This window comes from Stenotrophomonas sp. 1337 (assembly GCF_031455455.1).
Classification (GTDB): domain Bacteria; phylum Pseudomonadota; class Gammaproteobacteria; order Xanthomonadales; family Xanthomonadaceae; genus Stenotrophomonas; species Stenotrophomonas indicatrix.
The window spans coordinates 1-18460 of the sequence record NZ_JAVDSR010000006.1 but is presented as its reverse complement, the minus strand read 5'-3'; the positions used below and the strand labels follow the sequence as shown (position 1 = coordinate 18460).

The 18460-nt window shown below is 67.2% G+C and carries 15 protein-coding genes; 4 read left to right on the top strand and 11 right to left on the bottom strand.

From position 1 onward, the window contains the following. Positions 1-50: 50 nt before the first annotated feature. Positions 51-998: a DMT family transporter gene (locus J2X70_RS10240; RefSeq protein ID WP_025877711.1), complete on the top strand. Its 948-nt coding sequence runs from the start codon at positions 51-53 to the stop codon at positions 996-998. Positions 999-1037: 39 nt separating this feature from the next. Here the strand turns inward: J2X70_RS10240 and J2X70_RS10235 are convergent, their stop codons facing one another. From J2X70_RS10235 to J2X70_RS10210, 6 genes are all read right to left on the bottom strand, one after another. Further along, positions 1038-2198 carry an AAA family ATPase gene (locus J2X70_RS10235; RefSeq protein WP_218789007.1) on the bottom strand — a complete coding sequence of 387 codons (1161 nt, stop codon included), beginning with the start codon at positions 2196-2198 and terminating at the stop codon, positions 1038-1040. 120 nt (positions 2199-2318) lie between these two features. Then, positions 2319-3389 carry a sensor domain-containing diguanylate cyclase gene (locus tag J2X70_RS10230; protein ID WP_025877715.1) on the bottom strand — a complete coding sequence of 357 codons (1071 nt, stop codon included), beginning with the start codon at positions 3387-3389 and terminating at the stop codon, positions 2319-2321. A gap of 151 nt (positions 3390-3540) precedes the next feature. After that, on the bottom strand, positions 3541-4263 hold the full coding sequence (locus J2X70_RS10225; RefSeq protein WP_033830696.1) for a pseudouridine synthase: 723 nt from the start codon (positions 4261-4263) through the stop codon (positions 3541-3543). 34 nt (positions 4264-4297) lie between these two features. Beyond that, on the bottom strand, positions 4298-5962 hold the full coding sequence (locus J2X70_RS10220) for a diguanylate cyclase (RefSeq protein ID WP_309910219.1): 1665 nt from the start codon (positions 5960-5962) through the stop codon (positions 4298-4300). Between the two features lie 721 nt (positions 5963-6683). After that, the gene (locus J2X70_RS10215; protein WP_309910217.1) at positions 6684-9107 is read right to left on the bottom strand and encodes an EAL domain-containing protein; all 2424 of its coding nucleotides are present in this window, start codon (positions 9105-9107) and stop codon (positions 6684-6686) included. A 188-nt stretch (positions 9108-9295) separates the two neighbouring features. Next, the gene (locus tag J2X70_RS10210; protein WP_309910215.1) at positions 9296-11224 is read right to left on the bottom strand and encodes a DEAD/DEAH box helicase; all 1929 of its coding nucleotides are present in this window, start codon (positions 11222-11224) and stop codon (positions 9296-9298) included. A 269-nt stretch (positions 11225-11493) separates the two neighbouring features. Between J2X70_RS10210 and J2X70_RS10205 the strand changes: the two genes are divergently transcribed. Further along, the gene (locus tag J2X70_RS10205) at positions 11494-11715 is read left to right on the top strand and encodes an RNA-binding S4 domain-containing protein (protein WP_025877723.1); all 222 of its coding nucleotides are present in this window, start codon (positions 11494-11496) and stop codon (positions 11713-11715) included. Between the two features lie 15 nt (positions 11716-11730). Here J2X70_RS10205 and ubiM read toward each other — a convergent pair whose 3' ends face one another. From ubiM to J2X70_RS10180, 5 genes are all read right to left on the bottom strand, one after another. Further along, complete coding sequence (gene ubiM / locus J2X70_RS10200; protein ID WP_309910213.1) at positions 11731-12909, bottom strand: 5-demethoxyubiquinol-8 5-hydroxylase UbiM; 1179 nt, start codon at positions 12907-12909, stop codon at positions 11731-11733. Positions 12910-12989: 80 nt separating this feature from the next. Continuing rightward, on the bottom strand, positions 12990-13379 hold the full coding sequence (locus tag J2X70_RS10195; RefSeq protein ID WP_309910211.1) for an MAPEG family protein: 390 nt from the start codon (positions 13377-13379) through the stop codon (positions 12990-12992). Between the two features lie 214 nt (positions 13380-13593). Then, complete coding sequence (locus J2X70_RS10190) at positions 13594-13992, bottom strand: SMI1/KNR4 family protein (RefSeq protein ID WP_309910209.1); 399 nt, start codon at positions 13990-13992, stop codon at positions 13594-13596. A gap of 60 nt (positions 13993-14052) precedes the next feature. Further along, complete coding sequence (locus J2X70_RS10185; protein WP_309910207.1) at positions 14053-14598, bottom strand: DUF4019 domain-containing protein; 546 nt, start codon at positions 14596-14598, stop codon at positions 14053-14055. A 58-nt stretch (positions 14599-14656) separates the two neighbouring features. Next, entirely contained in the window at positions 14657-15820 is a 1164-nt protein-coding gene (locus tag J2X70_RS10180; protein WP_309910205.1) for a hypothetical protein, read from the bottom strand. Between the two features lie 455 nt (positions 15821-16275). Between J2X70_RS10180 and J2X70_RS10175 the strand changes: the two genes are divergently transcribed. Further along, positions 16276-17754 carry a DNA-3-methyladenine glycosylase 2 gene (locus J2X70_RS10175; RefSeq protein WP_025877730.1) on the top strand — a complete coding sequence of 493 codons (1479 nt, stop codon included), beginning with the start codon at positions 16276-16278 and terminating at the stop codon, positions 17752-17754. Further along, positions 17751-18242, top strand: coding sequence for a methylated-DNA--[protein]-cysteine S-methyltransferase (locus J2X70_RS10170; protein WP_279208525.1), 492 nt, complete (start codon positions 17751-17753; stop codon positions 18240-18242). The genes J2X70_RS10175 and J2X70_RS10170 overlap by 4 nt, the downstream gene beginning before the upstream one ends. The last annotated feature ends 218 nt before the right edge of the window (positions 18243-18460 follow it).

The following is an 18460-nucleotide window of genomic DNA, read 5'->3' as shown; positions in this document are numbered from 1 at the left end:
AGCATGCCACAGGCATCGCCCGCCGATGCGGCTTGCCTCACAATACGCCGATGAGCACACCCGACACCCGCAAAGCGCTTTGGCAGATCCACTTCTGTGTCCTGCTGTGGGGCGTCACCGCCATCCTCGGCAAGTTGATCACCCTGCCGGCGCTGCCGCTGGTGTGGTGGCGGATGCTGCTGGTGGTGGCGATGCTGGCGTTGCTGCCGCGGGTCTGGCGCGGGTTGCGCACGTTGCCGCTGCGGCTGGTGGCCGGCTATGCCGGTATCGGCGCGCTGGTGGCCCTGCACTGGCTGACCTTCTACGGCGCGGTGAAGCTGGCCAATGCCTCGGTTGCCGCCACCTGCATCGCCTTGGCACCGGTGTTCACCTCGATCATCGAGCCCTGGGTGGCCAAGCGTCCCTTCCAGCTGCGCGAACTGGCCTTCGGCCTGGCGGTGCTGCCCGGTGTGGCGCTGGTGGTGGGCGGCGTGCCCGACGGCATGCGTCTGGGCGTGTTGATCGGTGCGCTCTCGGCCCTGCTGGTGGCAGTGTTCGGCTCGCTCAACAAGCGCATGGTCAGCCATGCCGATCCGCTGACGGTCACCGCACTGGAACTTGGCGCGGGCACGCTCACCCTGACCCTGCTGGCACCGCTGATGCCGTACCTGCTGCCAGCGCTGGCCAGCCCGTTGTGGATCGTTCCCGACCTGCACGACGGCATCCTGCTGCTGGTGTTGGCCGGTGTCTGCACGCTGCTGCCGTTCGCCCTGGCCCTGGTCGCGCTGCGCCACCTCAGCGCCTACACCGTGCAGCTGGTCACCAACCTGGAACCGGTCTACGCCGTGTTGCTGGCCGTGGTGCTGCTGCGCGAGCAGCATGAAGTCACCCCGTGGTTCTACCTGGGCGTGGCGATCATCGTCGGTGCCGTGTTCCTGCATCCGCTGCTCAACCGCCGCAAGCGCGTGCAGCATCCGGAAATCCTCGGAACATCCGAAGCGCGCAACATCGCCGATTGAGCGCGTCCGCGCATTGCGTGGATCTTCCCGGCACCCGTCTCAGCGCTGCGGCCAATGCCAGGCCGGTGCATCCAGCAGGCCCTGCCCGCTCAGCAGCGTACGCCCGTATTCCTTGTGCAGGTGCATTGAATGGCACTGCGGTGCCTGTTCCAGCGCGGCAATCAAGCGCGTGGCGTGCGATACCACCCAGACCTGGCTGCGTGCACTGGCGGCGATGATCAACCGTGCAAGCGCCGGCAGCAGGTCCGGATGCAGGCTGGTCTCCGGCTCGTTGAGCACCAGCAGCGGCGGCGGCCGTGGCGTGTGCAGGGCCGCGGCCAGCAACAGGAACCGCAGCGTGCCGTCGGACAGCTCGGCCATCGACAGTGGCCGCAGCAGACCGGGCTGGTGGAAGCGCAGCGCGAGTCGGCCATCCAGTTCCTCGAAGCTGACCGTCGCTCCCGGAAATGCATCCTCGATCGTCCGCGCCAGCGCCTGCGGATCGCCGATTTCCAGGATCGTCACCCAGGCGGCGGCGAGGTCGCGGCCGTCGTGGTGCAGCACCGGGGTACGGGTCGCCATCGCCGGTTGTCGCGCCGGTGCATCGGCATCGCTGCGGAAGTGGTCGTAGAAGCGCCAACGGCGGATGTACTCGCGCAAGGTGATGGCTTCCGGCATGCGCTGCGGATCGCCCACCTGGGTGAACAGGCTGTCAAACAGTGAAAGACGATCATCCACTACATCCCAGCCATGCCCGTGCCGCTGCCGCACCAGCGCACCGCGGCGGTCGACCAGCAGATTGGCGCTGCGCAGGAACGGCCCTGCCCAGATCGCTTCAGCCTTGATCTGCGGGTCCAGCGCGAAAGCTGATCGGCTCGGTGGCGGATATCCGAGGTCGATGGCGTAGCCGAATTCATCGGTGGCGAAGCCCAGCTTGAGCCCCACCGATTCCTGGCGCGGCCCGCCCTGCAGCGGGATCTCACCGGCCAGCACGCGGCGGTCGATCTTTTCCGGACCTGCCCACAGCGCCGAGCCCAATCCACCCTCCCGCGCCAGTACCGCTGCAACACCGCCCTGCGCGGTTTCCGCCAGCAGGCGCAGCGCGCGGTACAGGCTGGATTTGCCACTGCCGTTGTCGCCGGTGACCACGTTGAGCCGCTGCATCGGCAGCACCAGCGCATGCAGCGATCGGTAATTGGCGATGGCCAGGGTCTGCAGCATGGTCGACGTCCTTGCGGTGAGACGTTGAGGGTGCCGTACGGGTATCGCAATGGCTGCGACTGCACGCAAAGGCCCGGGCCATCCACGCATGGCGTGGATCCACCGCAGCCGCGCGGGCGGTCAGGGCGCCACTTCCACCCGGTTGCGGCCGGCGCCCTTGGCCCGGTACAGCGCGGCATCGGCACGGGCCAGGGTCTGGTCAGACGTTTCACCGGGCTGGTGCTGTGCCACACCGATGCTGATGGTCACCGGGAAGCCCAGCGGCAGGTTGGACACGGCTACCCGCAGGAACTCGCATTGCAGTTCGGCGGTACGCAGGTCCGCGTCCGGCATCAGTGCCACGAATTCCTCGCCGCCATAGCGCGCGGCCAGCCCCCCACCGGCGAAGTGCGAGCGCAGCAGCGCCCCCAGTTCGGCCAGCACCCGGTCGCCGGTCGCGTGGCCCTGGAAATCATTGATGTGCTTGAAATGATCGATGTCCAGCAGGGCCACGCAGGTCTGCCGGTCGCGGCCATCGACGGCAATCACCGCCTCGTCCAGCGCTGCTGCCAGTGCCCGCCGGTTGGGCAGGCCGGTCAGGGCGTCGGTACGGCTCTGTTCGGCCAGGTCGGCATTCTGGGCCAGCAGCACATCGTGATACTCCGACAGCAGGCGTTCGTAATCGTTGCGCTCAAGCATGTGCCGCTGGATATCCAGGGCGAAACGGCGCAGCTCCATCACCACCATCACCTGCCGCGACAGCGCGGCCAGCGCTTCGGCCTTGTCGGTCGCCAGCTGCTGCGGCCGCGCGTCGAACACGCACAGGGTTCCCAGCGGCAGGCCGTCGCTGCTGATCAACGGCGCACCGGCATAGAAGCGCACATGCGGGTCGCCGGTCACCACCGGATTGTCGTGGAAGCGGACGTCCTGCAATGCATCCTCGACCACCATGATTTCCTGCGGTTGCAGGATCGCGTGGCCGCACATCGACTCGCTGCGCAGGTTCTCGGTCGCGTCGATGCCCTGCATCGACTTGAACCACTGGCGCTCGACGTCGATCAGGGTCACGGCCGCCATGGTCGTGCCACACACCGCCTTGGCGATGGCCACCAGGTCATCGAACGAGCGTTCGCGCTCGGAATCGAGGATCCGGTAGCGGTACAGCGCCTCCAGGCGCAGCGCTTCGTTGGCGGGCTTGTCGGGCTTGATCATGCAGCGTCACGTTCCGGCAGGGCGCCGCAAAGTCTAGCGGATGCGGGCGGCCAATCTGCATTCCGGTAGTGCCGGCCGTTGGTCGGCTCCCTGATGTTCATTGCCAGCACCGTGCAGTTGCCGGCCAGCGGCCGGCACTACCGGCCGTTGCTTACCAGTCCTGCTGCTGCGGCAACAGGCCGTGAAGCTCCTGCTCGGTCAGGTTGCGCCACTGGCCCGGCTTCAGTGCACCGATCTTGATGTTGTCGATACGTACGCGGCGCAGCTGGGTCACGCGGTAGCCGAACTCGGCCGCCATCAGCCGGATCTGCCGGTTCAGGCCCTGCTGCAGGATGATGCGGAAACCGAACTTGGCGATCCGCGAGGTCTTGCACGGCAGCGTCATCTGGTCATGGATGCGCACGCCACGGGCCATCGCGCGCAGGAATTCGTCGGTGACCGGCTTGTTAACCGCCACCAGGTATTCCTTCTGGTGGCCGTTCTCGGCGCGCAGGATCTGGTTGACGATGTCGCCGTTGCTGGTCATCAGGATCAGGCCTTCGGACTCCTTGTCCAGGCGGCCGATCGGGAAGATGCGCTGTTCATGGCCGACGAAGTCGACGATGTTGCCCTTCACCGTGCTTTCGGTGGTGCAGGTCACGCCCACCGGCTTGTTCAGCACGATGTACACGTGGCGGCGGGCGCCGGGCTTGCGGGCAGTGCGCACGCGCAGGGGCTGGCCGTCGACCAGCACCTTGTCATCCTCGCCGACCACCGCGCCGGTGCCGGCGGCATGGCCATTGACGGTGACCCGGCGGGCGGCGATCAGGCGATCGGCCTCGCGTCGGGAGCAGAAGCCGGTGTCGGCGATGTATTTGTTGAGTCGGCTGGTCATCGCCCCATTATCCGGCATCACCGCCCTTCCCGCCTCATGCCGTGGTCAACGGATCTTCGGTTTCGCCATCGAACACCCGGTTGCGGCCACTGCGCTTGGCTACGTACATGGCGTGGTCGGCGCGCCGCAGCAGCGCGGCCAGGTCATCTTCGGCCGGTCGCCACTGTGCCATGCCGATGCTCGCGGTCACCTCCAGAGCGGGCACCTGCAGGTCCCGGCAGGTCTCGGTGATGCGCTGGCGCAGGCGTTCCAGGCGGGTGGCCGCAACCTCACGCGGCATTCCCGGCAACAGCAGCAGGAACTCTTCCCCCCCCATCCGCACCACCTGATCCTCGCTGCGGACCGCGGCGCGTAGCGCGCGCGCCACGGCTACCAGCACCTGGTCGCCGATCTCATGGCCATGACGATCATTGATGTCCTTGAACAGATCGATATCGAGGAATCCGATCACCAGCGGCCCTCTGTCACGCTCGCCGCCCTGCAGATGCTGTGCCAGCTGGTGCAGGCCGGCACGGCGGTTGGGTAGACCGGTCAGCATGTCGGTCTCGGCGAGCTGGCGCATTTCATCACGCTGCTGGCGCAGCCGGCCAAGGCGCAGGTTGAGCGCATAGGCCGCCATCATCAGCAGCCAGGTGACCGCCAGCTGCAGGGCCTCCACCCGGTATTCCATCAACCAATGCGCGCTGGCGGCGTCGGCCACGATCAGCACCAGCATCGGCGCCAGTGCGGCCAGTCCGGCCAGCGACCAGACATCGCCGCGCAACCGGGCCCAGATGCCCATCGCCAACGACAGCGCGCAGCCGGCAATGAAGCTCCACTGCAGGACCTGTGCGACCACGACCAGTCCATCGCGCTGCAACCACGGCACCAGTGCCGCCAGCGTGAGCAGGGACCACAACACCAGCTGCTGGCCCGCGCGCGAACGTGGCAGCACGCGGTCACCGCCGTTCAGGCGCCACAGCGCCGGCAACACCAGTGCCTGGGTCGCTGCAGTCAGCGCCAGCAGCCACCAGTCACCGCGCCCGCCGACGCGCAGCCAGGGCTCGGGATAGCCGCTGAGGCCGCCCAGGATCGACTGCCACAGCACCAGCACCAGGGTGGCACCGATATACATCAGGAAGCTGCGGTCGCGGGTGGTCAGGTAGGCCATCAGCGCCGACAGCGCCAGCGCGATTGCCACGGCGATGCATGCGGCGCGCACCAGCAGCCGGGCAGTGTCGTTCTGCTGCACCGGGCTGGGCGCACCCAGCTGCAATGTGGGAACCCAGCGCGCCTTCAGCGGCGTCTGCCAGGAGACCAGGAAGGGTTCGTGGCTGCCGGCAGCGGGTACCGCCACCATGCCGATGCCCGCACGAAAGCGCGAATCGCGGGTGCGCGCATCCTGCATGTTGCCGCAGATCTCACGATCACCGTGCTGCAGCCGCACTTCGCCGGCAAAGATGTTGAAGACATCCAGCGCCTGCGGCTCGCCGGACCAGCCTTCTGGCGGTGCATTCACCCGTGTCTGCTGGCGCGGCCCGGCCAGCATCTCCGGCGTGCACGCGCGATGTGGCGTAGGTTCGGCTGTCGCGGTGCCGACCAGAAGGTAATCGCGGCCAGCGTCGACGCTGCGCGCATGGCCCAGCCACGGCAACGCCAACCACACCAGCAGCAGGACAAGCACCGCCCCTGTTTCCAAACGCACCTGCCTGCCGCCCACGCCACGTCCTGTTCCTGCTTACGTCCGCGCCCACTGCGCGTCGCCCCTGGCGGCATTATCGCAGCGGAATGCACCACCGATGTGTAGACCAAAGTGGCGGGGGTATTGGCCGGGCTGCCGCCCGGCACCCGCTGTAGTGCCGGCCGCTGGCCGGCAACCTCAACAGCAACAGCAACTGCGGGCTACCGAGGTGGGCGGGGCGGTATGGGCAGGCAGGACACGCCGTAAACCCATCCATGGGGCTCGATGGCGCCTTGCTCGTGTGCGCCGTCCTGCGCACACGGCAAGACCGGGGTTGGGCGTCCTGCCCAACCCGCCCGAGGGCCCATGGCGCCAACGGTCCTGCCTGCCCATACCGCCCCCCCCCTGACAGTGTCCCGCCATCTGGTAGATCCACGCCGTGCGTGGATGGATGTTCATACCGTTTCGAAATCAATGAATGGATTGGATGTCATCCACGCGTGGCGTGGATCTACGTGTCGACCAAGGTCGACACCCACCAACAGCAGCCGGAATCTGTCGAAGGCGGGGTGGGTCCGGTTGCGGGGGCGTGAGCGCCATGGATGGCGCGACCGAGCCTACAGGGACGTACTTGCGGCGTCCCCCGCAACCGGACCCACCCCGCCATCCCACGGAATGCAGCTGTTGCTGTTGCTGTTGAGGTTGCCGGCCAGCGGCCGGCACTACAGCGGGTGCCGGGCGCCGCCCGGCCGCAGCACCTTCAGCCGACAGCCGATGGCCCCTGCGTACCGGCCAACCGCATCGGTCGCAGGTCAGCCAGGGTCAGCCGTTCCAGCGGCTGCGGCCGTTCGATGGCATAACCCTGCAGCCCCTGCACGCCCATCCCGGCCAGCGCCTCGGCAATTTCGGTGGTCTCCACCCACTCGGCCACCACCTCCATCTGCAGTTCGCGGCCCAGCTCGCTGATCGCGCGCACGCTGGCACGGCTGACCGGATCGGTGTCCATGTCGCGCACGAACGCCCCATCGATCTTCAGCATGTCCGCCGACAGCTGCCGCAGATAACCGAACGAGGACAGGCCCGAGCCGAAATCGTCCAGCGCCACCCGGCAGCCGCGCGCCTTGACCGCGTCGATGAAGGCACGCGCCTGGCTCAGGTTACCGATGGCCGCCGTTTCGGTGATCTCGAAACAGAGCTTGGACGCCAGCGCGCGGTTGCGCTCCAGCAGGTCGCAGACGAAGGCCAGGAATCCCGGCTCGGCGATCGACTGGGCCGATACATTGACGTTGCACAGGCCCAGCTGCCGTACGTGCGCCGGGCACACCTGCAGGTGGCGGAAAAGCAGGCCGAGCACGTGCCGGTCCAGCACCACCGCCATGCCGTAGCGCTCCACCGCAGGCATGAACTGGCCCGGCAGGTGCAGCACGCCGTCACTGTCACGCATGCGCACCAGCACCTCGTAGTGCAGGTAGGACGGATCACCCACTTTGGCGATGCGCTGCGCATACAACAGCATCCGGTTCTCGGCCATGGCGCGACTGACGCCCTGCAGGCGTTCGGCCTCCAGCCGTCGCTCCTCCAGCGCCAGCCGGTTCTCGTTGAAGCAATGCACGCGGTTGCGACCGGCCTGCTTGGCCGCATAGCACGCGCTGTCGGCCGCGCTCATCAACCAGTTCACGTCCGGCGCCTCGGCTGTCACTTCGACCACGCCGACACTGCAGCTCAACTGGGGACTGCCCTCGCTGACCGGGAACGTGGCCTGGCCCAGGTTGCGGATCAACCGCTGCAGCACACGCTTGGCTTCATCCTGGTTGGCGCGGGCAAGGAACACCGCGAACTCGTCCGCCCCCAGGCGGCCGACCCAGTCGCCATCGCGCACCGCGCCGACCAGGTACTCGGCGAAACTGCGCAGCATCTGGTCGCCGGCCGCGTGGCCGAAGCTGTCGTTGACCAGCTTGAAGTGGTCCAGGTTGATGTAGCCCAGGGCATGGGTTCCACCGTCGGAGCGGACCTGCAGCAGCGATTTTTCCAGCAGGCGCTCGATCTCCCGACGATTGATCAGGCCGGTCAGGGGGTCATGGCTGGCGTGGTGCTCTATCTCACGTGCCAGGGCATGGTTCTGGCTGACATCCTCGACGATGGCGAACACCGACAGGCGGCCGCTGGCAGTGCGAACGCCGGTACCACTCCAGCGCCCCCACACCAGGCTGCCATCGCGGCGCCGGAAGCGCAGCTCGCCCGGTCGCAGCTGGCGCTCCCAGTCGATGTGGCCACTCTCATCGATCACCAGCTCGCCCTCCATCAGCAGCTCGGCCAGCGACATCTGCAGCAGCAAGTCCCGACGATGGTCGAGAATGTCGGCCATCGCCTGGTTGGCCTCCACCACCCGGCCGCCGGCATCCAGCTTGAGCATGCCGACGTTGGCTTGGTAGAAGGCAGCCCGGAAGCGGCTCTCATGCTCGGTCAGGTCCTTGCCCACCCGCCGCGCCAGGGCCACCGCCATCAGGCTGATCAGCAGGACCGACAGGCCGCCCACGGCCAGGGTCGCGATGCGCACCGCGCGGGCCATGCGCAGCAGTGCCTGCGAGAACGCCTGCGCCTGCCCGCGCAGCTGGTGGTCGATGCCACGCAGCCGATGCAGGTAGTCATCCACGGTCGCCTCGTCCAGCGGCCCCGAGCCATGGCGCCGTTGCAGTTCCTCCGCCAGCGACTGCATGGCCAGCAGGTTTGCGTCGGTCTGCCGCCACAACCAGGTGGCTTCGCGGAAGGCTCCGACGTTGCGCGCATGGCGGAACGAGAAGATCAGCCGCGGAATGTCGGCGCGGGCATTGCCCCCACGCAGAAAACCGGCGCGGGCTGTCGCCTCGTCCGGTTCGGGTTGCTCCAGCGCCTTGCGGGCCTGCAGGTCACCCAACGGAACCTGCAGTGCCGTCTGGGCATCCTGCAGATCCTGCAGATGGCCACGCGCCAGGTAACGGCTGAGCGCTGCGGTGGCGTCCTGCTGCCCCCGCGACCAGTAGCCCTGCCCTGCGATCCATGCGGTCGATGCCGCCTGCAGCTCCTGGATCACAGCCGACAGCGCGACCAAGCCGATCGCCATGCCCGTCAACAGCGCAAATCGCAGTCCCAGCCCGCGGGTCATCGGTACCCGTCGACGCTGTTGGTCCATGCCACTTCTACCCATCCTGGATCCCCCGAATGTGCTGCGGTGACAATCTCCTACGGAACCGCGCCAGCCTAGAACCGCAGATGTGTGGGCCATGCGAAACCGGACCCGGCCGGTGATCGGCAGCGGCGGCCGGGCCGCCCTGGCGCCATGCAAACAACAACGCCAGCCCGGAGGCTGGCGTTGTTCGTCTACTTCAGCGCGGCTTAGAAGCTGCGCGGGCCACGTGGCTTGTTGAAGCCATCACGACGCGGCGGACGGCTGTCGCGGTCGCCGCCGGGGCCACCCGGACCGCTGCGACGCGGAGCTCCCGGGCCACCCGGACCGCCCGGACCACGCTTGTCGAAGCGCGGCTTGAACGGACGCGACGCCGGATTGACCTCTTCTCCGGCCGCCAACGGGCGCATCTGCAGCTGCTGGCCGGACACCCAGACCTTCTGCAGGTGGGTCAGCACGTCCGACGGCATCTGTGCCGGCAGATCCAGCAGCGAGAAGTCGTCGTGGATGTCGATACGACCGATGAAGCGGCTTTCCAGGCCGGCTTCATTGGCGATGGCGCCGACGATGTTGGCCGGCTTCACGCCATGCTGGTGGCCGACCGAAATGCGGTAGGTCTCCATGCCCTGCTCCGGTGCACCGCGCGGCGGCACGTCACGGCGCGGGCGCTGCTCGAAGCCACCCTCGGCATCGTCACGACGCGGGCCACGCTCGAAGCGCGGGCCGCGCTCGTTGCGGTCGCCACGTTCCGGGCGCTCGGTGCGCTCGAAACGCTCGCGCGGCGCACGCTCTTCGCGCGGTGCACGCACCGGCGGCTGCAGCAGGAACGGGGTATCGCCCTGCATCATCTTCGCCAGTGCGGCGGCCACTTCGATGGCCGGCACGTTCTGTTCGGACTCGAAACGCTCCAGCAGCTGGCGGTAGAAGTCCAGGCCGCCCTGGCCCAGCGTCTCGGTGATGCGCGAGGTGAACTTGTTGATGCGGTTGTCGTTGACCGCTTCCACGCTCGGCAGCTGCATTTCTTCGATCGGCTGGCGGGTCGCACGCTCGATCTGGCGCAGCATGCCCTTTTCGCGCGGGGTGGCGAACAGGATTGCTTCACCGCTGCGGCCGGCACGGCCGGTACGGCCGATGCGGTGAACGTAGCTTTCGGTGTCGTACGGGATGTCGTAGTTCAGCACGTGGCTGATGCGTTCCACGTCCAGGCCACGAGCGGCCACGTCGGTGGCGACCAGGATGTCCAGCTTGCCTTCCTTCAGCATGGCGATGGTGCGCTCACGCTGGGCCTGCTGCATGTCACCGTTGATGGCGGCAGCGGCCAGGCCACGGGCCTGCAGCTTGCTGGCCAGCTCTTCGGTGCCGGCCTTGGTGCGCGCGAAGACGATCATCGCGTCGAACGGCTCGACTTCGAGGATGCGGGTCAGCGCGTCCAGCTTGTGCATGCCGCTCACCCACCAGTAGCGCTGGCGGATGTTGGCCGAGGTGGTGGTCTTGGTCGCGATGGTGACTTCGACCGGGTCCTTCAGGTAGGTCTGCGCGATACGACGGATGGCCGGCGGCATGGTGGCCGAGAACAGCGCCACCTGGCGCTTCTCCGGCAGCTTCTTCAGCACCGCTTCGACGTCGTCGATGAAACCCATGCGCAGCATTTCATCGGCTTCGTCCAGCACCAGCGTCTTCAGCTCGGACAGGTCCAGCGTGCTGCGGTTCAGATGGTCGATGACGCGGCCGGGGGTACCGACCACGATGTGCACGCCGCGGCGCAGGGCCGTCAGCTGCTGGCCGTACGGCTGGCCGCCGTACACCGGCAGCACGCGGAAACCGGGGATCTTGGAGGAATAGGACTGGAACGCCTCGGCAACCTGGATGGCCAGCTCGCGGGTCGGGGCCAGCACCAGGGCCTGCGGCTTGATCTGCTGCAGGTCGATGTTGGACAGCACCGGCAGCGCGAAGGCCGCGGTCTTGCCGGTACCGGTCTGGGCCTGGCCCAGCACGTCGCGGCCTTCCAGCATCGCCGGGATGGTGGCAGCCTGGATCGGCGACGGCGTTTCGTAGCCGATGGCAGTGACAGCCTGCATGACAGAATCGGACAGGCCGAGCTGCGCGAACTGCAGCTGCGCTTGGGTTTCTTGGGACATGGGGAACTCCGAAGGCACTGCCACGAGCATGGCAGGCGAAAAAAAAGGGGGATTCCGCGCTTTGGGCGCCCTTCTTATCGCGTGCCCTGGCGCTGCTCGGTTGGAGCTGAGGTTTTACTCGCTCAGAGCGGAATGATACCGCACTGTGCCTGAACAAGGTGTACAGGAAGCCAACGGCATGCCGTTACGGCCCGCCGTGGCGCACAATAGGCGCCCATTTTACCGCCGCGGGCCCTGTCCTGCAGCGCCTGCCCCAGGAAACCCGTTCCATGCAGATCCTCGAATTCGACCTCGACGGCGATTACGTCGAACTCAAGCAGTTGCTGAAGCTGGCCGACCTGGTCACCAGCGGCGGCGAAGCCAAGATGGTCATCAGCGAAGGCCTGGTGCTGGTCGATGGCGAGGTCGAGCTGCGCAAGGCCTGCAAGATCCGCGCAGGCCAGGTGGTCGAGTTCAACGACAGCCAGATCCGCGTCCTGGCCGCCGCGTAAGTCACCGCGTGGCCGTCAGGCCACGCGCTGGGTCAGGTGGGCGGCAATCAACTGCCGGAACGGTGCCACCCCCTGCGCTACCCGCAACCCGGCCGCCCGCAACAGGCGCGCCGGACGACGGTCGTCGGTATACAGGCTGGCAATCGCATTGGTCGCTTCATACAGCGGCCGCGCCGCCAGCCGATGCCCGCGCTGGTAGCGGCCCAGCATGCCGGCCGCGGCGATGTCCGCTCCACGTCGCTGCTGCTCGGCGATGCCCTGCGCCAGCCGCTGCGCGCTGGCCAGGCCCAGGTTGAAACCATGTGCGGTGACCGGGTGCATGCCCACTGCGGCATCACCGATCAGTGCCGAACGTTCGCCGACAAAGCGGTGCGCATACACCCCGACCAGGGGATAGGCCTGTGGCGTGGCCACCGGCTGCATGCGTCCCAGGCGGTGTTCGAAGAAGCCGCTGATGGCGTCCCCGAACGCGATCTCATCCATCGCCAGCAGCGCTTCGATCTGCCGCGGCGGCAGGGTGATCACCGCCGATGCCTGGCCTTCGTTGAGCGGCAGCAGCGCCATCGTGCGGCCATAGCCGAACCACTCCCACGCCGTGTGGTGGTGATCGCGCTCGACCTGCATCCTGCAGACCAGCATCGATTTGCCGAAGTCACGCATCTGCGCACCGATGCCGAGCATGCGGCGGGTGCCGGAGAAGCGACTGTCGGCACATACCAGCAGCCGCGCATGCAGCTCGCTGCCATCGTCCAGGCGCACCACGTGGCCCTGGCTGTCGGCGCGTACCGCCTGCACCTTGCGGCCATCAAACAATTCCAGCCCGTTCTGGCCCTGCACCGCCTGCCAGGCCGCGCGGCGGATCAAATGGTTGGGCACCAGCCAGCCCAGCGGCTGGCCATCTACCTGGCTGCTGGCGAAGGTCAGCGCGAAGGGCGAACCTCCGTTCAGCACCCGCGCGTCGCGCAGTTCGGCAACCTCGGCTTCGGGCAGGCGCTGCCACAGGCCAAGCTGTTCCAGGCTTTGCCGCGAGGCATGGGTCAGGGCGATTTCGCGGCCGTCGAAGGCCGCCTCGGCCAGGGCCTGGCGCGGCTGTGCCTCGACCAGCCCCACCTGCAGGCCAGTGCTGGCCAGCGCGCGCGCAAAGCACAGCCCGGCCGGTCCGGCGCCGACCACCACCACGTCCATCCTGCGCATGCGCGCCTCCTGCCGTTGATCCAGTCGCGGCCAGCATAGCGCTGCGTGCCTGACCGGCCTTGATCTGGATCAGCTGCGCGTCACAGCAGCGCGAACACCATCGCCAGGATCGCCACGATCGACACCAGCCAGACCAGGCTGCGCACATAGGGCACGCCGGCTGCGTACAGCGGCAGGTAGACAACGCGCGCCCAGAAGTAGACCTGCGCCGCCAGCGCGGTGGTGTCGCTGCCACGCCCGGCCAGCACCACCGCAATCGCAGCGGCGGCGAAGAACGGGAAGGTCTCGAAGAAGTTGGATTGCGCCCGCTGCAGTCGTCCAGCCAGTGGACTCAACGGCCTGGACGAGTCGTCACGTGCGGAGGCGTTCCATTTCATCCCGCGCTCGCGGGTGACCACGGTGGAGGCGGCAAAGATGTAGACGAAACCCAGCAGCATCGCCCACGCCAGCATCGTCAGTTCGGTTGTCATCATTCATCCACGGCGAAAAGTTGATCGGAGGATCGCTTGTTACTTCGGCCTAATGCGCAGGCTGCTTATAACTTCATTCCAGTAACGCACAGCCTCAAAGTGCTGCTGTCTCGTCAACCAGGTTTTGTTCTCAGGGCTGATCGGATCACCACCAACGATAGCGGGCTTAATCTCGAACAGCTCCATGCCCTTGGGACGTGAGTACTTATTCAGGTCAATCATTTTCGTCTGCCAATCGAGCAAACAGATCGGGAAGGTCGCTCGCTACCGAGATGGCATGCTGACGATCCATGCCTATAAACGGAATACGAACTATCGGCATTTCTGCATCCAATGCGTCAAACCCATATGCTTCCCCTCCGCCGTTAGAAGCGAACAAAAATATACCGGGCGCATATGTCTCGACTTCATATTCACGATTGAAATCGACCACCTCTTTTGCTTTCCAGAAAATGACGTAGTTATCGCCAATGAACCCTTCGCCACCGTCGTGCGCCCTGAGGAATTCAATGTAACTCTCGGGAAGTGCCACTCCCAAGGGTGTCGACAGACCATCAACCGCCGAAGCTTCGGCCGGACAATTAAGCCGCCCCTCTGTCAGGTGATACTTCATAGCTGTTTTTCCAGATCTTTCTGCAAGTGGCTCCACCAATAAGTCATCTGCTACCAACCCTCAGGGTGCCGATGCGCGCAGGCTGTATCCGGCCAGGCGCCAGGTCTGGTCTTCGTCGAAGCGGAACGACACCAGCTCGCGTACCGGCTGCGCGCTGTTGGCGAAACGGGTCGGGAAGCTGACGTTGATGTACAGGCCTTCGGGCACGGCCGCACCTGCAGCGTATTTCACGCGGGTGATGGTCGGCTGGCCACGCCCGGCCAGCGCGCCAAGACGCGTGCGGTCTGCCGCAAGCTGGCTGACGAAGGCCGCCTTGGGCACTGCGCGGCGGGCAACCGCCGAGGCGCCGTCCCACAACTCACCAGCCCGATTGGCGTCGACCAGTTGCGCGGCCTTCAATGCGGCACTGCCCATTTCCGCGTCCTGTTTCTGCACCTGCGCCTGCTGGGCCGGGCTCAGCGCCGGCGTGGCAGCGGTCGCCGGCTTCGCGGCCGTCGGTGCGCTCGGCGCGGGGCGAGCCGGGGCCGGTGCGGGCGTGGCCGGCGCCGGCGTTTGCGCCAGTGCAGCCAGGGGCAACAGGGACAGCAGCAGGAGCACGCGCTTCATGGACACCGCCGGTTCGATGGAAAGAACCGCAGTCTACGCCAGCGCAGTGAGTGGGCCGTCAGCGCGCTTGCACGCTGCCTTCCACCGCACCCGCCTCGGCCCGCCCCGCCGGTGCCGCCGATGCCGCGGGCAGCTGCTCGGCCACCGGCGGCTGCTCCGGCGGTGCCGGGGGCAGCGTAGCCACGTCGATCTCCGACAGCGGGCTTTCCTCCGGGCACACCGGGTCGGGGAAGCCGAAGCGCTGCTTCAGCGACTGGCCACAGCTGTTGATCGATTCCATGTCGGCACCGTCGCGCTTGCACTGCTGGTCGAACGCCACCAGGAACGCATCCTTGCGCTGCACGAAGTCGTCGCCGCAGGTACGCATCTGCTTGATCCGCTCCAGGTCGTCCTGCACGGCGTTGGTCCCGTCCAGGCCGTACTGGCGAAGCTCTTCGGCCGTCAGCAGGCGCAGGCTGCGGTTGGGCACGGTCATCATCAGGTCGGCCACACCCACCGCCACACCATTGCGCTGCAGATAATCCTTCACGTTGTCATAGACCTCGTGCAGCTCGCGGTTGAGTTCCGCGCGCGAAGTGGCCTTGGAACTGATGCGCATCATGCGGTGGATGCCGACCTTGCCGGTCAACAACCGGTTGTCGCCGGCAGCCAGCACGAACACGCAGGCGCTGTGGCAGATCGAGCCCTCGCGCACCCAGATGGTCCAGCCGGATTCGCCGATGCTGTCGCCGGCAACGATGGCCGATTCCACCTGGCCACCGCTGGAATCCAGATCCAGGATGCGCTTGTGGATCTGCAGCTCGTCGGCGACCACGGCCAGCCGCCACATCATCTCGGCAAACCCGGGGTTGATCTTGCCGTTGTAGCGCACGCGCAGCAGGCCACGCTCGGCGCACGGCGCCAGCGCCTGCTTCAGCTGTTCGCGCTGCAGGCCTTCCAGTTCAATGCCATCGCCGCCGTCGCCGGCGTAATCGGTGGTGCAGCTGACCCAGGCCTTGCCGTTTTCCAGCTGCGCCTGCGGCCAGGGCCGATCAGCCCGGCTGCGCGCCTGTGCCGGCGGTGGCGGCGCATCGGCGGCATTGATCGACACCATGTTTTCGCCATCGCTGGCCGGAGCCCGCGTGGCCTTGTCGGCAGCGGTGACGTTGCCGGGGTTCTCCAACTGGCTGCAGCCCGCCAGGGCCAGGCACAACAGGGGCAACCAGCGGAGTTTGGCGGACATCGGGCAACCGGATTCAGACAGGCAAGAACCACAGTCTACCCGTCCACGACGCGCATTCAGCGCCCGCCACTGAACCTGTTCTGACCCTCACGCACCGTCATTTCCCATTCCAGTGTCTTCCCCCTTCCCATCCACGCATGGCGTGGATCTACATGTCGACCAAGGTCGACACCCACCAAGAGCAGGCCATGCCATTTCGACAGTTCGCGGAAGTCTGTCGAAGGCGGGGTGGGTCCGGTTGCGGGGGCGTGAGCGCCATGGATGGCGCGACCGAGCTTACAGGGACGTACTTGCAGCGTCCCCTGCAACCGGACCCACCCCGCCATCCCACGGCTAGCCCGCTGTTGCCGTTGCCGTTGCCTTTGCGGGTGCCGGGCGCAGCCCGGCCAGGCCCCTCCAGCATCCATGTCCGAATATGGCGAGTACTACCGCCCGCAGGCGCCTAGACTGGTGCCATGGATACCGCACTCGCCCTCGACACTGCCGCCTGCGATCGCGCCCGCCTGGCCCGCGATGCGCGCTTCGACGGCGTATTCTTCACCGCCGTGCGCAGCACCGGCATCTACTGCCGGCCGGTGTGCCCGGCGCCGCCACCGAAGCCGCGCAACATCACCTATTTCCCCACGGCAGCAGCCGCTGCGTCCGCCGGCTATCGCCCCTGCCTGCGCTGCCGCCCCGAGCTGGCCCCGCTGGCACAACAGGCGCTGGCCGGACAGGCCGTGCAGCGTGCCCTGGCGCTGATCCATGCCGGCTTCCTGCAGGACCAGCCGGTGGCCGAGCTGGCAGGAAAGATCGGCCTCAGCGCACGCCAGCTGCAACGCCTGTTCGTCGAACGGCTGGGCGCAACGCCAGGGCAGATCCACGCAACCCATCGCCTGCTGCTGGCCAAGCAGCTGCTGACCGAAACCACGCTGCCGGTGACTGACGTGGCACTGGCCGCTGGTTACAACAGCCTGCGCCGCTTCAATACGGCATTCCTGCAGGGCTGCGGCATGGCGCCTACCGTACTGCGCCGCCAACACCATCCCCTGGCCGCCGACGATGGCGGGCTGGTGCTGCGCCTGGGCTATCGACCGCCGCTGGATTTCCCCCGCATGCTGGCCTTCCTGCGCAAGCGCAGCCTGCCCGGCATCGAACTGATCGGGGAAGACAGTTACCAGCGCGTGTTGGGCACAGCCGAGCGCCCCGCCCTGCTGCGCGTCACCGCCGACCCGAAGCGGCCCGAGCTGCGCCTGCAACTGGGCGCGGTCGACCCACGCCTGATTCCGGACATCGTGCGCCGCGTGCGCCGTGTGTTCGACCTGGACGCCGACCTGCAGCAGGTGCACGCCGCGCTGGGCGATGAACCTCTGTTGGCGCGCGGCATCGCCGAGCGCCCCGGCCTGCGCGTGCCAGGCGGATGGGACGGCTTCGAGGTGGGCGTGCGCGCGGTGCTGGGCCAGCAGGTCAGCGTGGCCGCGGCCACCACGTTCGCGCGCCGGCTGGTCGATGCCTACGGTGCGCACCTGCCCGGCATGCCGTCCGAATTCGACCGTCAGTTTCCAGCGCCGGACGTACTGGCCGACGCGCCGCTGGAATCGATCGGCCTGCCACGCAGCCGCGCCGCCACCGTGCGCGCCCTCGCCGCAGCCTGCGCCAGCGGCCAGCTGGACTTCGGGCCGGGGCAGGCACTGGAGGAATTCGTCGCCCGCTGCGTGGCCCTGCCCGGCATCGGCCCGTGGACGGCGCAGTACATTGCCCTGCGTGGGCTCGGCCAGCCTGATGCCTTCCCCGCCGGTGACCTGGTGCTGCAGCAGGTGCTGGGCCATGCACAGGGCCAGCGCCTCAGCGAACGTGCCACCGAGGCCCGTTCGCAATCATGGCGACCATGGCGCGCCTATGCCGTGCTGCATCTGTGGCACCTGTCCGGCACTTTCGTTGGAGAACCCTCATGAACCTGTTGTTCGATCGCTTCGATACACCGATCGGTGAACTGACCATCGCCGGGGATGAGAATGGCCTGGCCCACGTTCTGTTCCCGGAAAACCGCCATCCTGCGCGCGGCCGCGAGCACTGGCATTACGCGCCCGGCGCATTGCCGGAGGCGCGCGAACAGTTGCTGCAGTACCTGCACGGTGAGCGCAGCGGTTTCGACCTGGCGCTGGCACCGCATGGCACGCCGTTCCAGCTGCGCGTCTGGCATGCGCTGGCGTCGATTCCCTTCGGCCAGACCTGGAGCTACCTGCAGCTGGCGCAGCAGCTGGGCCAGCCGACGGCGACCCGTGCGGTCGGCGCGGCCAATGGCCGCAATCCGTTGCCGATCGTGCTGCCGTGCCATCGCGTGATCGGCAGCAACGGTACGTTGACCGGTTTCGGTGGCGGCCTGGAAACCAAAGCGGCGTTGTTGCGGCTGGAGCAGCGACAGGCACCGCTGTTTGCATGAGGGTTGGAGGCAGGGCTGCGCCCTGCACCCGCTACAAGCCAGAGCAACGTCAACGTCAACGTCAACGTCAACGTCCAAAGCGGGCTATCCGTGGGTGGTCGGGGCGGTGTCGGATTGCGGGGTCGCCGCAAGTACGTCCTTGTAGCAACTGTGTTGCTGGAGGAGCGCCAGCCCTTCCGGTAAACGGGCACGGTAGTGCCGGCCGCTGGCCGGCAGCC

Bases quoted from the DNA above. Each gene is read 5' to 3' on its own strand.
- J2X70_RS10240 (WP_025877711.1), top strand. From the start codon at position 51: ATGAGCACACCCGACACCCGCAAAGCGCTTTGGCAGATCCACTTCTGT.
- J2X70_RS10235 (WP_218789007.1), bottom strand. From the start codon at position 2,198: ATGCTGCAGACCCTGGCCATCGCCAATTACCGATCGCTGCATGCGCTG.
- J2X70_RS10230 (WP_025877715.1), bottom strand. From the start codon at position 3,389: ATGATCAAGCCCGACAAGCCCGCCAACGAAGCGCTGCGCCTGGAGGCG.
- J2X70_RS10225 (WP_033830696.1), bottom strand. From the start codon at position 4,263: ATGACCAGCCGACTCAACAAATACATCGCCGACACCGGCTTCTGCTCC.
- J2X70_RS10215 (WP_309910217.1), bottom strand. From the start codon at position 9,107: ATGGGTAGAAGTGGCATGGACCAACAGCGTCGACGGGTACCGATGACC.
- J2X70_RS10210 (WP_309910215.1), bottom strand. From the start codon at position 11,224: ATGTCCCAAGAAACCCAAGCGCAGCTGCAGTTCGCGCAGCTCGGCCTG.
- J2X70_RS10205 (WP_025877723.1), top strand. From the start codon at position 11,494: ATGCAGATCCTCGAATTCGACCTCGACGGCGATTACGTCGAACTCAAG.
- ubiM (WP_309910213.1), bottom strand. From the start codon at position 12,909: ATGCGCAGGATGGACGTGGTGGTGGTCGGCGCCGGACCGGCCGGGCTG.
- J2X70_RS10195 (WP_309910211.1), bottom strand. From the start codon at position 13,379: ATGACAACCGAACTGACGATGCTGGCGTGGGCGATGCTGCTGGGTTTC.
- J2X70_RS10190 (WP_309910209.1), bottom strand. From the start codon at position 13,992: ATGAAGTATCACCTGACAGAGGGGCGGCTTAATTGTCCGGCCGAAGCT.
- J2X70_RS10185 (WP_309910207.1), bottom strand. From the start codon at position 14,598: ATGAAGCGCGTGCTCCTGCTGCTGTCCCTGTTGCCCCTGGCTGCACTG.
- J2X70_RS10180 (WP_309910205.1), bottom strand. From the start codon at position 15,820: ATGTCCGCCAAACTCCGCTGGTTGCCCCTGTTGTGCCTGGCCCTGGCG.
- J2X70_RS10175 (WP_025877730.1), top strand. From the start codon at position 16,276: ATGGATACCGCACTCGCCCTCGACACTGCCGCCTGCGATCGCGCCCGC.
- J2X70_RS10170 (WP_279208525.1), top strand. From the start codon at position 17,751: ATGAACCTGTTGTTCGATCGCTTCGATACACCGATCGGTGAACTGACC.